Origin of the sequence: Amycolatopsis speibonae, from assembly GCF_042647925.1 — a bacterium.
GTDB lineage: Bacteria > Actinomycetota > Actinomycetes > Mycobacteriales > Pseudonocardiaceae > Amycolatopsis > Amycolatopsis speibonae.
Genome location: NZ_JBHRWK010000025.1, coordinates 1 through 14304, shown reverse-complemented (window position 1 = coordinate 14304; position 14304 = coordinate 1). Strand labels below are relative to the sequence as shown.

Here is a 14304-nt window from a genome sequence, read left to right as displayed (position 1 = left end):
AGGTGTCCTGCCGGTCATGTCCGCAAGGGTTCCGGTGCTCTGAGCCGCGCGGCAGGACGCGACGTCGAGTCACCAAACCCAGGTGCCCCCTCGCACCACACGAGTTCCCTCGTCGCCATGGGTTGCGTCCACTGTGTACGGCGGGCCGAATATGTGAAGGCCCCCTTCCCCGCTGGGCGCGGACAAGGGGGCCTTCACATACCGAAGTGGCTCAGTCCTTCTTGGACTCACCTGCGGGCTTGTCGCCCTTGGACTCGTCCTCCTCCGGCTCTTCCGGCTCGGCAGGCAGCAGCGCGTCCAGCGCCGCACCGGTGACCCGGCGGAACTTGCGGCCGCGCCGCTCCCGTTCGAGGACGGCGACCTCGAGCTTCACCGGGTCCGAGTCGCCGTTGGCGGGCGCCGGGGTGTTGTCGCGCAAGGCCTTCACCGCGACACCGAGCGCCACCTCCAGCTCCAGGTCCGCTTCGTAGCTTTCCTTCAGCTTCGTGCTGAGCGTGTCGGCCTGGCCACCCATCACGACGAACTTCGGCTCGTCGAAGATCGAGCCGTCGTAGGTCAACCGGTACAGCTGGTCCTCGGCAGCGGTCGCGCCGACCTCCGCGACGCAGACCTCGACCTCGAACGGCTTCAGCTGCTCGGTGAAGATGCTGCCCAGCGTCGCGGCGTACGCGTTCGCCAGCGCACGCGCGCTGACGTCCCGCCGGTCGTACTGATAGCCCTTCAGGTCCGCGTGCCGGATCCCGGCGACGCGGAGGTTTTCGAACTCGCTGTAGCGGCCCACGGCCGCGAAACCGATCCGGTCGTAGATCTCCGACACCTTGTGCAACGTCGCCGAGGGGTTCTCGGCCACGAACAGCACGCCACCGCGGTACTTGAGCACGACCACGCTCCGGCCGCGCGCGATGCCCTTGCGCGCGATCTCGGAACGCTCCCGCATCAACTGCTCGGGAGAGGCGTACAACGGCATCGTCACTGTGGTGCTCCGCTCTTTCTGGCTCTCATCGGAAAGGGACAGGGAGGACGGCTAGCGCCCGCGCTCCGCACGTGCGGCCACGATCGCCTCGGCCACCGCGGTCGTCTGCTCGAGCGGCAACGCCACCGCACCCTGCTCCGCGGTGACCGTCACGATCGTCGGGAAGATCCGGCGCACCAGATCCGGCCCGCCGGTCGCGGTGTCATCGTCCGCCGCGTCGTACAACGCCTCCACCGCCACCCGGATCGCGCCTTCGGCGTCCGCGTCCGGGTCGTGCAGCTTCTTCAGCGAGCCCTTCGCGAACAGCGAACCCGAGCCGATGGCGTGGTAGCCGGCGCTCTCCTCGTAGCGCCCGCCCGTCGCGTCGTACGACACGATCCGGCCCGCGTGCTTGGCATCCTCCGCGTCGAGGTCGTACCCGACGAACAGCGGCAGCACGGCCAGCCCCGCCATCGCCATCTCGAGATTGGACTTCACCAGGCCCGCGAGTTTGTTCGTCTTGCCGTCGAGCGAGAGCGAAACACCCTCGATCTTCTCGTAGTGCGCCAGTTCGACCGCGTACAGCCGCACCATCTCGATCGCCAGCCCGGCCGAGCCCGCGATACCGACCGCCGAGTACTCGTCGGTGACGTGAACCTTCTCCATGTCGCGCGAAGCGATCAGGTTGCCCGACGTCGCCCGCCGGTCACCGGCGATCAGCACCCCGCCCGCGAACTTGACCGCGACGATCGTCGTGCCGTGCGGCGCGTCCAGCCCGCCCGCGCCGGCCGCGACACGCCGCTCCGGGAGCAGCTCGGGCGCCTGCGCCCGAAGGAAGTCCGAGAACGACGAGGTCGCCGACGAGAAGTACGCGGCGGGCAGCGCCGACTTACCCGAGGTGTGTTCCATACGTGCTCAAAGTTCCAATCTGTGTGATCCGCCGGCTCCGCGCAGGCGGCCGCGCGGGCCGCCGGAAGACGGTTACTCGCCGCCCTTTTGCACGTACGCACGCACGAAGTCTTCGGCGTTCTCTTCGAGTACGTCATCGATCTCGTCGAGGATCGTGTCGACGTCCTCACCGAGCTTCTCGCGCCGCTCCTGGCCCGCCGGACCGCCGTCCTCGAACTCTTCGTCCGAGTCGCCGCCGCCGTGCTTTTCGATCTTTTCCTGAGCCATCTCGCCTCCCGGTGTGGCCGATGTTTCCTAGCCTACCCAGCGGTCCCGACATTCCGTGGGATCCGTGATCGCTTAACCCCGATGAAAGGAAATACCGCTAGTCCGAACCGGTGAGCGCCTCCACCAGCTCCTCGGCGGTCGCGGAGTCGTCCAGCAACTTCCCCACGTGGGCCTTCGTGCCCCGCAACGGCTCCAACGTCGGGATCCGCACCAGCGACTCCCTGCCGACGTCGAAGATGACCGAATCCCAGGACGCCGCGGCGATGGAGTTGGCGTACTTCTCCAACGCGCGGCCCCGGAAGTAGGCCCTGGTGTCCGAAGGCGGGGTCGTGATCGCCTCCAGCACCTCCTCCTCGGACACCAGGCGCTTCATCGAGCCCCTGGTGACGAGCCTGTTGTACAGGCCCTTGTCCAACCGGACATCCGAGTACTGCAGGTCGACCAGCCGCAACCGCGGCGCGCCCCAGGCCAGCTGGTCCCGCGCGCGGTAGCCCTCGAGCAACCGCAGCTTCGCCGGCCAGTCCAGCCTGTCCGCGCATTCCTGGGGGTCCCGCGCAAGCGCGTCCAGGATCTCGCCCCAGACTCGCAGGACCTCCTTCGAGGCCTCGTCCGCGCCGGTGCGCTCCAGGTTCGCCGACGCGATCTCGTGGTAGGCGAACTGCAGGTCCAGCCCGGTGTATTTCCGTCCGTTGGCCAGCGCCACCTTCGCCTTGAGCGTCGGGTCGTGGCTGATCTGGTGCACCGCCCGCACCGGTTCGTCCAGTTTCAGGTCGTCGAACCGGATGCCCGCCTCGATCAGGTCCAGCACCAGCGCCGTCGTCCCGACCTTGAGGTACGTCGAGTACTCGGCCAGGTTCGCGTCGCCGATGATGACGTGCAGGCGGCGGTACTTGTCCGCGTCGGCGTGCGGCTCGTCGCGGGTGTTGATGATCCCGCGCTTGAGCGTCGTCTCCAGGCCCACCTCGACCTCGATGTAGTCGGAACGCTGCGAGAGCTGGAAGCCCGCTTCCTCGCTCTGCTGCCCGACACCGACGCGGCCGGAACCGGTGATCACCTGGCGGGACGCGAAGAACGGCGTCAGCCCCGCGATCACCGCGGTGAACGGCGTCGAGCGCTGCATCAGGTAGTTCTCGTGCGTGCCGTAGCTCGCGCCTTTGCCATCCACGTTGTTCTTGTACAGCTGCAGCGGCGGCTGGCCGGGGACGGTGGCGGCCTTGCGCGCCGCCTCCTCCATGACCCGCTCCCCCGCTTTGTCCCAGATGACCGCGTCGCGCGCGTTCGTCACCTCGGGCGCCGAATACTCCGGGTGAGCGTGGTCGACGTACAGCCGCGCTCCGTTGGTCAGGATCACGTTCGCCGCGCCGAGGTCCTCGACGTCCGGGTCGTGTCCAGGGCCGCTCGGACCGGTCAGGTCGAACCCTCGGGCGTCGCGCAAGGGCGACTCCACCTCGTAGTCCCACCGCGCCCGCCTAGCCCGCGGGATGTCCGCCGCGGCCGCGTAAGCGAGCACGACCTGGGTCGAGGTAAGTACCGGGTTCGCCGTCGCGTCGCCCGGCACCGCGATGCCGTACTCGACTTCGGTTCCCATGATCCGCCGCATACCCACCACCCTACGGGGTCGGAGGCGTGCGACGATGCCCCCCATGTCAGGCAGTGACGAACTCGTTGCGCTCTATGACCTCGACGGAACCGTGGTGGGAACGGCCACCCGTTCCCGGGTCCGTGCCGAAGGACTCTGGCACGCGGCGGGCGTGGTGTTGGTCCGTTCGGGTGACGGAAACCGCGTCTACGTGCATCTCCGTACGGCCACCAAGGATGTCTATCCCTCCACTTGGGACTGCTGGGCCGGCGGCATCGTCGCGGCGGGCGAGACACCGGAGGACTGCGCCCGCCGTGAACTGGGTGAAGAACTGGGTGTTCACGGAGTGGAACTACGGCCGCTCTTCGTCCATGTCACCGACGACGAGACGATCCGGGCCCATAACTTCGCCTTCGAAGCGCGGTGGGACGGCCCCTTCGTCCATCAGGAGTCCGAAGTGGTCGAAGGACGGTGGCTGACGCTGCCCGAGTTGCGTTCGTGGCTCGACGATCCGGAGAGCCGGTTCATCCCCGACGGACGGCTCGGCGCGTTGGAGTGGTTCCGGCGGGAAGCCGCCCGCTAGGCCGAACGGAGGCGCTGCGCGACGATCGGCAGCAGCCGCTTCGCCGCGTCGGTCGCCCGTGCCTCGGTCCCGGCGGTCACGCTGAGGGCGGAGACGAGTTTCCCCTTGGCGAGCAACACCGTGCACGTCGTGCCTTCGCACCACGCGCGCTGGACTTCGACACCGGATTGCTTCGTCAGCGTAAGTTTCTTGCCTTCGCAGTCCGCCTGGGCGACGACGTTCGAAGCGTCCCGGTCGGTGTACTCGGTGACCTGATGTTCCAGCGTCGAACCGCTCGGGTACGACCACGCCGTCGACCGGCTGCTGCCGCGGGTGAGACCGGTCAGACAGCCGGACACCTTGCTCTCGCCGGGAACGACCTCTTCCTCGGCGACGTCCTCGTCGGTCAGCAGCGCGGCGGAAACGGCCGCGGGGACCGGAGCCCTGGTCGACGGCGGCGAGACCGGGGCGGCCTGCGGCTTCACCGAAGGCTGCACGGGTTCGACCGTGGGCGTCGGTGTCGGGTCGTCGTAGTAGGTGTCGAGGTCGTTGGGACGATCGGCGCAGCCCGACAAACCGAACAGCGCGACCGTCGCCACCGCGAGCACCTGACGATGACGCACCCTCGAGCCTCCCCGGTGTCCCGCCTGACGTTTGCCGCGAGACTAGTCCAGCCCCTCAGTGCCAGCCGAGGCAGGACCTGTGCCGCCAGTAGGCGACCGGTTCTTCGGCGAGCGTGGCCAGCTCGGCGAGTTCGCCGGCGGTCAGCTTCGCCTTCGCTGCAACGAGATTCTCCGCGAGCTGGGCCGTGCTCGACGGGCCGATGACCGCGACCGGCCGCCAGTCCTGCGCCAGGACCGCCGCGATCGCCACCGCGTCCGGGCCCGTTCCGTGCTCCCGCGCGATCCGCGCGAGCGACGGCGGAGGCTCGACCACCAGCCGTCCGTTCGCGACGGTTTCCTTGACCAGCACTCGTTTCCCGGCGGCGTGCGCCTCCGCGAGGGCAGGTCCGGCGGAGGGTTCGAGCAGGTTCCACGTCGACTGCACGGCACTGAAGACCGGCGTTCCGGACACTTCCAGCTCGAACGCCCAGCGGACCGCGTCGGCCTGCGACGGCCCGGACGTGGAGAATCCCACCGGGACACCGTCGGCGGCGAGTTCGGCCAGCGCGCCGACGAGCCGCTCGTCGGTGAACAGCGGACTGTCCACAGTGAGCGAGTGGACCTGGTAGAGCGAGACGGCTTTCCCCAGCAGGTCAACGGTTTCCGCCCACTGCTCGGCGAAGCGCGCCGCGGTGTGTTCCTTGACCTCGTGCACGTCCGCGTCGAGCTTCCACTCCCCCACGTAGCGGTAGCCCCATTTGCTCGACACCGTCACGTCCCGGTGACCGCGATCGGCGAGCCAGCCGGCGAGGAACTCCTCCGAAGAACCATACGAACGGGCGACGTCGATCCAGCGGACTCCCGCGCGGTACGCGTCGTCCAGGACGGTGTAGGTCGCCGCGCGCATCGCCTCGAATTCGCGACCGGGCGGCAGCGCCTCGACCCGGCCGAGGTTGATGTACGCGGGCCTGCCGAGCGCCGCGAGTCCGACGGCGATCCGTTCGCCGACGCGGATGTCCGAGTCTGTCACCGGGCTCCTTCGTTCTTGTGGCGGAGGATCGCGAGCCACTGGCCCGAGTTCTGCGCCTGCCGGTGGAGCTTTTCGAGGCGGGCCGCCGGAGCCCGAACGTAACCCTTGCCGAAGACCGGCGCGATCTGACGGAGGCTGGCGCCCTCTTCCCTGGCGGCGAGAAGCGCCCAGTCGGACGCGTCGGCACAGGCCGCGGAGGCACGCCGCAACTCGCCCAGCAGCTCGATGAGCTCGGGAGCGCTCACCTCCCCCGACTGGACGGCGGCGGCCGTCGTTTCGAGCCACGCCAGGACATCGGCCTCGGTGATCGGCGCGCGCGGGCGCCGGGGAGTTTCGCTCACGCCCCGGAGTATAGGGCGTTATACGCAAGAATCGGCCGATCGCCGCGCGCGAGGCGTCGGACACATCGTCCGAAAACCGCTGGAGTACAAAGCGGATTCCGGATTCACTGAGCCTGAAGTTGAAGACTCAGGAGAAGGACAATTGGGACGTTTCGGTATCGCGATCCGATTCGCGGCACTCGCGATCGTATGGGGCGCGAGTTTTCTGTTCATCAAAATCGGGCTCACCGGTTTGTCGCCCGCTCAAGTGGCGCTTTCCCGCGTCTGCCTCGGCGCGGTGGCGCTGATCGTCATCGCCACCTGGCGCCGCAAGCCACTCCCCCGTGATCCGGCGATCTGGGGCCATCTCGCGGTCGTCTCCGTGTTGCTGTGCGTGATCCCGTTCCTGCTGTTCTCCTGGGCCGAGCAGTACATCTCGTCCGGGCTCGCCAGCATCTTCAACGCGACGACGCCGCTGATCACCATGCTCATCGCCGCGGCCGCCCTGCCGTCCGAGCGGTTCACGAAGGCCCGCACGACCGGCCTGGTCCTCGGATTCCTCGGCGTGCTCACCATCGTCGGGGTCTGGCAAGGGATCGACGTCTCCCACGAACTGACCGCGCAGCTGGCGTGCCTCGGCGCGACGACCTGCTACGGGATCTCGTTCGTCTACGTGCGGCGGTTCATCTCCTGGCGGAACCTCGACGCGCCGACCATCGCGCTCGGGCAGGTCTGCTGCGGCGCCGTCGTGATGCTGGTGCTCGCGCCGTTCATCGCGACGACGCCGGTACGGCTCGACACGCCGATCGTGCTCAGCATGATCGCGCTCGGGGCGCTGGGTACCGGACTCGCCTACGCCTGGAACGCGTCGATCATCGCGGCGTGGGGCGCGTCGAACGCGTCCGCGGTGACCTACCTCACACCCGTCGTCGGCGTGCTGCTCGGCGTTCTGGTCCTCGACGAACCGTTGGCGTGGAACCAGCCCGTCGGCGCGTTGCTCGTCGTTTCCGGGATCCTGGCCGCGCACGGACGGCTGAGCCCGCGCAAGAAGCTGAAGGACGCCGTACCCGCCTAAGACGCGACGAAGGGGCCCTTCACCGCGTGGCATGCGATGAAGGGCCCCTTCGGCTCGCTCTACAGGTACTGACCGGTGTTCGTGGCGGTGTCTATCGCCCGCCCCGAATCCTGGTTCTTGCCGGTGACGAGCGTGCGGATGTAGACGATCCGCTCGCCCTTCTTGCCGGAGATCCGGGCCCAGTCGTCCGGGTTGGTGGTGTTGGGCAGGTCCTCGTTCTCCGCGAACTCGTCGACGATCGCGTCCAGCAGGTGCTGCACACGCAGGCCGGGCTGGTTGGTCTCCAGCACCGACTTGATGGCCGACTTCTTCGCCCGGTCCACGATGTTCTGGATCATCGCGCCCGAGTTGAAGTCACGGAAGTACAGGACCTCCTTGTCACCGTTGGCGTAGGTGACCTCGAGGAACCGGTTCTCGTCCGTCTCCTCGTACATCCGCTCGACCGTGTGCTGGATCATCGCGTCGAACGTCGCCCTGCGATCACCACCGAACTCGGCCAGGTCGTCCGCGTGGATCGGCAGACCGTCGGACAGGTACTTGGAGAAGATGTCCTTCGCGCCTTCGGCGTCCGGACGCTCGATCTTGATCTTGACGTCGAGCCGGCCCGGCCGCAGGATCGCCGGGTCGATCATGTCTTCACGGTTGGAGGCGCCGATGACGATGACGTTCTCCAGGCCCTCGACACCGTCGATCTCCGAAAGCAGCTGCGGGACGATCGTGGTCTCCACGTCGGAGGACACGCCCGAACCGCGGGTGCGGAAGATCGAGTCCATCTCGTCGAAGAACACGATCACCGGGGTGCCTTCGGAGGCCTTTTCCCGAGCCCGCTGGAAGATCAGGCGGATGTGCCGCTCGGTCTCCCCGACGAACTTGTTCAACAGCTCCGGACCCTTGATGTTCAGGAAGTAGGACTTCCCGTCCTCCGCGTCGCCGCGTGCTTCGGCGACCTTCTTCGCGAGCGAGTTGGCCACCGCCTTGGCGATGAGGGTCTTACCGCAGCCAGGAGGCCCGTAGAGCAGCACGCCCTTCGGCGGACGCAGCTGGTACTCCTGGTAGAGATCCGCGTGCAGGAACGGAAGCTCGACGGCGTCGCGGATCTGCTCGATCTGCCGGGTGAGGCCACCGATGTCCTCGTAACGGACGTCGGGCACCTCCTCCAGCACGAGATCCTCGACCTCCGCCTTCGGCACGCGCTCGTAGGCGTATCCGGCTTTCGAGTCGATCAGCAGGGAATCGCCCGGCTTGAGGGGCTGTTCGGCCAGCGGATCGGAGAGCAGGACGACCCGCTCCTCGTCCGCGTGCCCGACCACGAGCGCACGGGGGCTGCCGCCCTCGACGTCCGGGGCCAGCACCTCGCGCAGCGCGCAGACCTCGCCGATCCGCTCGAAGTCACCGCCTTCGACGACGGTGAGCGCCTCGTTGAGCCGCAACGCCTGTCCGCGCTGCAGCGACGAGACCTCGACCGCGGGTGAGACCGAAACCCGCATTTTGCGGCCCGCGGTGAACACGTCCACCGTGTTGTCCTCGTACGCGGTCACGAACACGCCGTAACCGCTCGGAGGCTGGGCCAGCCTGTCGACCTCCTCTCGCAACGCGAGCAACTGGCCACGCGCCTCGCGGAGCGTCTCGACCAGTTTCGTGTTGCGTTCCGTGAGTTGGCTCACTCGTTCCGACGCCTCGGCGAGTCGCTGCTCCAGCACTCGGTTCTGACGTGGCGAATCGGTGAGCTTCCGGCGCAGCAGAGCTACTTCCTCCTCGAGGAAGCGAATTTGACGTGCCTGCTCGTCGGATGTGGTTCCAGCTCCGGTCGTTTCTGAAGGGTCGGCCTCCTCGCGCCGACCTCCGGGAAGGTCATGATGCATTGGGCACCTCCTCGGAGTGCTTTTCATTCCACGGTACCGGCGATCACCGACAATAAAAGGCCTTTCCGCATCACAAGATCGGCGCGTCGCGTTCCGGACGACCTGACAGCACGTACGTTCGCGCCACGCAAGGGGCCATCCCGGTGCCGGGTCCGGCACTCTTCTCGTCACAATCCGTCCACCTGCCCTGACCTGCGGCGGGATACCCGGCTCCGTCCGGGTGCAAACGGGTTTCCGGTATCAGTTCGGCCCTAATCGAGCGCCGATCCGGCTCGGTGGCTAGCATCGGGCCACCGTTCGCCGGGGAGGCGGACCGGCAGGCCGAGTTGAGCATTTTCGCAGAACAGCTAGGGGGCAACAGCCATGACCTACCCGCCGCAACAGCCCGGCGGCCACGGACAGGATCCGTACGGCCAGCAGGGCGGGTACCCGCAGAGCGGTCCCCAGCCGCAGCAGGGATACCCCGGTGGCGGCCAGTACGGCCAGCAGCCCGGTCAGTACGGACAGGACCAGTACGGCCAGCAGCAGGGCGGGTACCCGCAGAGCGGCCCTCAGCCCCAGCAGGGATACCCCGGTGCCACGCAGCAGTTCGGCCAGGCGGACCCGTATGGGCAGCAGCAGGGTGGCTACAACGCCTACCCGCCGGAAGGCGGATACGGGGGCGAGCCGCCGAAGAAAAAGAAGACCGGCCTGATCGTCGGGATCGCGATCGGCGCGGTCGTGCTGGTCGGCGGCGGTGTCACCGCCCTCGTCATCGCGCTGAACTCGGGCGACGACACCCCGACCGCCGCGCCGCCCTCCGGCTCCAGCAGCGCCGCCCCGACGGGTTCCGCTTCTTCGTCGTCCTCGAAGCCGTCCACCTCCTCGACCCGGAGCAAGTCCAGCTCGCCGAGCACGTCGTCGGCCCCCAAGGGTTCGGGACCGGCTCCGCTGGGCAAGGCCACGCCGCAGGAAGTGGCGCAGGCGGTCATCGCCGCCTACAACGCCGGCGACGGGAAGACCGTGGCCCAGTCGGCCTGCCGCAGCGTGAACACGAAGGACGAAGTCCCCATCGGCAAGGACATCAAGATGGAGGCGACCGGCGACATGCAGATCACCGGGGACAGCGCCAAGCAGCCCGCGAAGGTCACCCAGGGCACCAAGACCGACTCGGGCAACTTGAACTTCAAGAAGGAGTCCGACCTCTGGTGCTTCACCGGCGGCAAGGGCTGACCCGGAACCGGTGTCCAGCAGGCTGATCGCCGTCCTCGCCGGATGCGGCGCGGTCGTGGTGGGTGTCGTGGTGGGGCTGCTCTTGGTGGCCCCGTCCGGCTCCGACCCGGCCGCGCCGGACACGGTGACACCCACGTCGTGGCCGAGTTCGTCCCGTCCGGTCCCGGTGGATCCGGACGTGGCGGCGGTCGAGGTGGTCGGCAAGGCGATCGCCGCGGCCATCGTCAATCACGACGCGACGGCGTTCGGCAAGCTCACCTGCGTCCAGCAGTCGTCTGCCGACCTGGCCGCGCTCAAGCGGAAGTGGGAGGCTGCGGGCAAGGTCTCCGCGACCGTCCCGGACCCGCCGTCGGTCGGCGGCGATTCCGCCACCGTGACCGTGCACGTCGAGGGTGCGGGCGGCCAGAAGGACACTCCGTTCCCGCTCAAGAAGCGCGACGGCAAGTGGTGCGTGCCGTGATTTTCGCCGGGCGTGTCGCTTGCAACTTGCGTTGTGCGCGGGAGTGGTCGTGAGGGCGCTTTCGGCGGGCGCGTGTGCCTCCCGCCGACGCCCGTCGAGCGTGGAGGATTTCGGACGTTGAACGTCCCGAAACCTCCATCGTCGATCCGGGCACCCGGTCCGCGAAGGTCGAGTTCCGCGTTGATCGGGTGGTCGTGAGTGGCGATCAGGGTTAGAACCCGAATCGCCGTTCACAACCCTGGCTGAAGTGTCAGCCACAAGCACGCCTCAAGCCGCTTGCGTCAGCCCTTGCCGGAGCGACGGTGGACCCGCGGCGACACGGTCCCGTCGGCCAGACGGCGCGCCGTCAGCAGGAACGCGGTGTGCGCGACCATCCGGTGGTCCGGCCGCACCGCGAGGCTCACGACGTGCCAGGGCCGCATGAGGGTCTCCCACGATTCCGGCTCGGTCCAGCACTGCTGGTCCCGCAGGGCTTCCGTGATCCGCGAAAGCTGTGTGACCGTCGCCACATACACCGTGAGCACGCCGCCGGGCACCAGATGCGCGGCGACCGTCTCCAGCTGGTCCCAGGGCGCCAGCATGTCAAGGACGACGCGGTCGACCTCGCCGGTGTGCGTCGACAGATCCGCGACCGTCAGCGACCAGTTGTCCGGTTTGTGGCCGAAGAACTTCTCCACGTTCCGTTCGGCGTGCTCGGCGTGGTCGTCCCGGATCTCGTAGGACTGCACGCTGCCTTCCGAGCCGACCGCCCGCAGCAGCGAACAGGTCAGCGCGCCGGAACCGGCACCTGCCTCGAGCACCCGGGCGCCCGGGAAGATGTCGCCCCACATCACGATCTGCGCGGCGTCCTTCGGGTAGATCACCTGCGCACCGCGCGGCATCGACAGCACGTAGTCCGGCAGCAGCGGGCGCAGCGCCAGGTAGTGGCTGCCGCCCGCCGAAGTGACGACCGAACCCTCCTGCGCCCCGATCACGTCGTCGTGCGCCAGCGCGCCGCGATGGGTGTGATACTGCTGTCCCTCGGCGAGCACCATGGTGTAGTGCCGCCCCTTGGAGTCGGTCAGCTGAACCCGGTCACCAATACGAAACGGCCCACGGACCGACACTGAACCTCCATACGCGCGAACACACTGAGCCCATGCGTCCTCGGCGGGAAAGATCGCCTCGGACGGGACGACCGATCCTCGCAGGTGGCCGTACCGAGCTACGCCGGGGGTCGGCTCCGCGTCATCGCGGCACGCAGGTCCTCACGCCGGAGCACCCCGGCGGGCCTGCCCTCGTCGTCCACGACCAGGAACTGCCAAGCGGCGGTTTCCCGGACCCGCTCGGCGATCTCCTCGCCCGACTCCGACGAAAGCAGCACGGTGTCGGCGCGGATCGGCTCCGCGGCCATCTCCGCGGGCGCGTGCGGTGACGTTCCGGCCAGCTGCGCGGCGGCTTGTTCGTCGAGCAGTCCGGCCGCGACGCCGTCTGCGCGCACCAGCACCACCCCGCGGCCCGCCGAAGCGGCCAGCGCGTCCGAGACGGGGCTTTCCGCCGGGAGCTGGAGAACGGGCCGGACGAGTTCGCTCAGCCGCACACCTTCGGGCCAGCCTCGACGGGTTTCGGCGGCGAGTTCACTTCGCGCGCCGAGGATCACGAACCACGCCGTCACGACGCAGACACCGAGCCTGAGCCAGCGGTCCTCGCTGCCCGCTGCCAGGCCCAAGAGCGCCCAGACGACCAGTCCCGCCGCAACCAGGCCACCACCGACGACGGCGGCCCGCGTGCCCTTGTCCCGGCGGCCCGTGGCGGCCCAGACCCCGGCGCGCACCAGGCGTCCGCCGTCGAGCGGGAGCCCGGGCAGGAGGTTGAAGATCCCGACGGCGAAGTTCGCGACGGCGCATTCGGCGATGAGCAGCCATGCCGCGCTCTCCGACGGGACGGCGAACATGAGCAGGCCGCAGAAACCGCCGAGCAGCAACGAAACCACCGGTCCCGCGGCGGCGACGAGTCCTTCCTGCCGCGGCTCGCGGGGGGTCCTGGCGACCTCGGAGAGACCACCGAGCAGGAACAGGCGCAGGCGCCGGACCGGGATACCCAGGCGCAACGCCACCAGACAGTGCCCGAGTTCGTGCGCGAGCACCGACAGTCCGAGCAGGACCGCGAACGCGGCCGCCAGCAGCCACGAGGTCAGCGTCGTCGCTCCGGGCAGGAGCCGTCCGACCAGTGGCGTGTAGAGCACCACGATGATCAGGGAGCCGATCCACCACGAAGGGGCGAGCAGCACGGGGATCCCGGAGACGCGGAACAGCAGGAGACCACCCTCCGGCGCCACACCTCGTCGAGGCGGGCCCTGCTCACCCGTGACCGCCATGTGCCAGAGCGTAGATGCCCTGGTGTGGGGTGCCGGTAACCAGCCCTTCCCGTCCGGGTGGTGTCGGTCATGCCGCTCCGGTGCGTTGCGGTCCCGAAACTGTCGGTGCCCGGCGATACCCTCCTCGTATGCCCGACACCGACACGGTCACCGCCGATCCGCCGCCCGGCGCCGAAGTCCCGCGCCGTCGGCCGGCCCTGTCCCCGTCGCGTGCCAGCGACTTCAAGCAGTGCCCGCTGCTCTACCGCTTCCGCGCCGTCGACAGACTGCCCGAGATCCCGACGAAGGCCCAGCTTCGCGGCACGCTGGTGCATTCCGTGCTGGAGCGCCTGTTCTCCCTCCCCCAGGCCGAGCGCACTCCTCCGCAGGCCAAGGAGCTGCTCGCGCCGGCCTGGGAGGTCCTGTCCGCGGAACGTCCGGAATGGATCGAACTGTTCGATCAGGAGGATCCCGAGGCCGTCACCTCATGGCTCTCGTCGGCCGAACAACTCGTCGACACCTACTTCGGCCTCGAGGATCCGCGCAGGCTGGAGCCCGAGGCGTGCGAGCTGCACGTCGAGATCGAGCTGGGCTCCGGGGTGCTGCTGCGCGGCTACGTCGACAGGCTGGACGTGGCGCCGACCGGCGAGATCCGCGTCGTCGACTACAAGACCGGCGCCGCGCCTCGCGAGATCGGCGAGGCCAAGGCGATGTTCCAGATGAAGTTCTACGCCGTGGTCCTCTGGCGGCTTCGCGGGATCGTGCCGCGCCAGCTGAAGCTGATGTACCTGACCGATGGCCAGTCGCTCGCCTACACCCCCGACGAGGGCGAACTGATCCGCTTCGAGCGCACGCTGGAGGCGATCTGGCAGGCGATCCTCAAAGCGGGCAAGACCGGCGATTTCCGGCCCAACCCGAGCAAACTCTGCGCGTGGTGCGACCACCAGGCGCTCTGTCCGCAGTACGGCGGCACTCCCCCGCCCTATCCCGGCTGGCCGGAGCCGGATCCCGGTGAGGAGTCCGTATTGGACCGTGCGGACTAGATGATTGATTCCGTGAAGTTGGTGTTAGTGGTCGTAGGCGATGAGTGAGCGTTTGCTGGTCACGCCGGTTTGCCAGTTGTGCCAGATGCCTGCGGA

15 protein-coding genes are annotated in these 14304 nt (G+C 68.4%); 5 read left to right on the top strand and 10 right to left on the bottom strand.

Annotation, left to right across the window (positions count from 1 at the left end; all coding sequences use genetic code 11):
• Nucleotides 1-211: 211 nt before the first annotated feature.
• The 4 genes from prcA to dop all read right to left on the bottom strand — a co-directional run bounded on the left by prcA (nt 212) and on the right by dop (nt 3728).
• Nucleotides 212-973, bottom strand: a complete 762-nt coding sequence (gene prcA, locus ACFOSH_RS18660; protein ID WP_378240230.1) for a proteasome subunit alpha — start codon at nt 971-973, stop codon at nt 212-214.
• Between the two features lie 51 nt (nt 974-1024).
• Nucleotides 1025-1861, bottom strand: a complete 837-nt coding sequence (prcB, locus tag ACFOSH_RS18655) for a proteasome subunit beta (protein WP_378240229.1) — start codon at nt 1859-1861, stop codon at nt 1025-1027.
• 72 nt (nt 1862-1933) lie between these two features.
• A complete protein-coding gene (locus ACFOSH_RS18650; protein ID WP_037319666.1) occupies nt 1934-2128 on the bottom strand; it encodes a ubiquitin-like protein Pup in 195 nt (64 codons plus the stop codon).
• Nucleotides 2129-2225: 97 nt separating this feature from the next.
• The gene (dop, locus tag ACFOSH_RS18645; protein ID WP_378240228.1) at nt 2226-3728 is read right to left on the bottom strand and encodes a depupylase/deamidase Dop; all 1503 of its coding nucleotides are present in this window, start codon (nt 3726-3728) and stop codon (nt 2226-2228) included.
• 43 nt (nt 3729-3771) lie between these two features.
• Here dop and ACFOSH_RS18640 point away from each other — a divergent pair, with 43 nt between their 5' ends.
• A complete protein-coding gene (locus tag ACFOSH_RS18640) occupies nt 3772-4290 on the top strand; it encodes an NUDIX hydrolase (RefSeq protein WP_378240226.1) in 519 nt (172 codons plus the stop codon).
• On the opposite strand, the gene ACFOSH_RS18635 is transcribed toward ACFOSH_RS18640, so the two are convergent.
• From ACFOSH_RS18635 to ACFOSH_RS18625, 3 genes are read right to left on the bottom strand one after another with little or no spacing between them, the layout of a single operon-like run.
• Entirely contained in the window at nt 4287-4892 is a 606-nt protein-coding gene (locus tag ACFOSH_RS18635) for a hypothetical protein (RefSeq protein WP_378240225.1), read from the bottom strand. The two genes, ACFOSH_RS18640 and ACFOSH_RS18635, sit on opposite strands and share 4 nt — an antisense overlap.
• A 55-nt stretch (nt 4893-4947) precedes the next feature.
• Entirely contained in the window at nt 4948-5901 is a 954-nt protein-coding gene (locus ACFOSH_RS18630) for an aldo/keto reductase (protein WP_378240224.1), read from the bottom strand.
• Nucleotides 5898-6242 carry a hypothetical protein gene (locus tag ACFOSH_RS18625; protein ID WP_378240223.1) on the bottom strand — a complete coding sequence of 115 codons (345 nt, stop codon included), beginning with the start codon at nt 6240-6242 and terminating at the stop codon, nt 5898-5900. Before ACFOSH_RS18625 ends, ACFOSH_RS18630 begins: the two co-directional genes overlap by 4 nt.
• A 142-nt stretch (nt 6243-6384) precedes the next feature.
• Between ACFOSH_RS18625 and ACFOSH_RS18620 the strand changes: the two genes are divergently transcribed.
• Nucleotides 6385-7296: a DMT family transporter gene (locus ACFOSH_RS18620; RefSeq protein WP_378240222.1), complete on the top strand. Its 912-nt coding sequence runs from the start codon at nt 6385-6387 to the stop codon at nt 7294-7296.
• Between the two features lie 59 nt (nt 7297-7355).
• Here the strand turns inward: ACFOSH_RS18620 and arc are convergent, their stop codons facing one another.
• The gene (arc, locus tag ACFOSH_RS18615; RefSeq protein WP_378240221.1) at nt 7356-9158 is read right to left on the bottom strand and encodes a proteasome ATPase; all 1803 of its coding nucleotides are present in this window, start codon (nt 9156-9158) and stop codon (nt 7356-7358) included.
• 363 nt (nt 9159-9521) lie between these two features.
• Here arc and ACFOSH_RS18610 point away from each other — a divergent pair, with 363 nt between their 5' ends.
• Nucleotides 9522-10370, top strand: coding sequence for a hypothetical protein (locus ACFOSH_RS18610; RefSeq protein WP_378240220.1), 849 nt, complete (start codon nt 9522-9524; stop codon nt 10368-10370).
• Between the two features lie 10 nt (nt 10371-10380).
• Nucleotides 10381-10830: a hypothetical protein gene (locus ACFOSH_RS18605; RefSeq protein ID WP_378240219.1), complete on the top strand. Its 450-nt coding sequence runs from the start codon at nt 10381-10383 to the stop codon at nt 10828-10830.
• Nucleotides 10831-11111: 281 nt separating this feature from the next.
• Here ACFOSH_RS18605 and ACFOSH_RS18600 read toward each other — a convergent pair whose 3' ends face one another.
• Nucleotides 11112-11936, bottom strand: a complete 825-nt coding sequence (locus ACFOSH_RS18600; protein ID WP_378240217.1) for a tRNA (adenine-N1)-methyltransferase — start codon at nt 11934-11936, stop codon at nt 11112-11114.
• Between the two features lie 98 nt (nt 11937-12034).
• On the bottom strand, nt 12035-13186 hold the full coding sequence (locus ACFOSH_RS18595) for a M50 family metallopeptidase (RefSeq protein WP_378240216.1): 1152 nt from the start codon (nt 13184-13186) through the stop codon (nt 12035-12037).
• Between the two features lie 128 nt (nt 13187-13314).
• Here ACFOSH_RS18595 and ACFOSH_RS18590 point away from each other — a divergent pair, with 128 nt between their 5' ends.
• Nucleotides 13315-14208 (top strand): RecB family exonuclease, encoded by an 894-nt coding sequence (locus tag ACFOSH_RS18590; RefSeq protein ID WP_378240215.1) that lies wholly within the window; start codon nt 13315-13317, stop codon nt 14206-14208.
• Nucleotides 14209-14304 lie beyond the last annotated feature (96 nt).

What these genes read in the sequence shown, in the direction of transcription:
- prcB (WP_378240229.1), bottom strand. Translation starts at nt 1,861, where the DNA reads ATGGAACACACCTCGGGTAAGTCGGCGCTGCCCGCCGCGTACTTCTCG.
- ACFOSH_RS18650 (WP_037319666.1), bottom strand. Translation starts at nt 2,128, where the DNA reads ATGGCTCAGGAAAAGATCGAAAAGCACGGCGGCGGCGACTCGGACGAA.
- dop (WP_378240228.1), bottom strand. Translation starts at nt 3,728, where the DNA reads ATGCGGCGGATCATGGGAACCGAAGTCGAGTACGGCATCGCGGTGCCG.
- ACFOSH_RS18640 (WP_378240226.1), top strand. Translation starts at nt 3,772, where the DNA reads ATGTCAGGCAGTGACGAACTCGTTGCGCTCTATGACCTCGACGGAACC.
- arc (WP_378240221.1), bottom strand. Translation starts at nt 9,158, where the DNA reads ATGCATCATGACCTTCCCGGAGGTCGGCGCGAGGAGGCCGACCCTTCA.
- ACFOSH_RS18610 (WP_378240220.1), top strand. Translation starts at nt 9,522, where the DNA reads ATGACCTACCCGCCGCAACAGCCCGGCGGCCACGGACAGGATCCGTAC.
- ACFOSH_RS18595 (WP_378240216.1), bottom strand. Translation starts at nt 13,186, where the DNA reads ATGGCGGTCACGGGTGAGCAGGGCCCGCCTCGACGAGGTGTGGCGCCG.
- ACFOSH_RS18590 (WP_378240215.1), top strand. Translation starts at nt 13,315, where the DNA reads ATGCCCGACACCGACACGGTCACCGCCGATCCGCCGCCCGGCGCCGAA.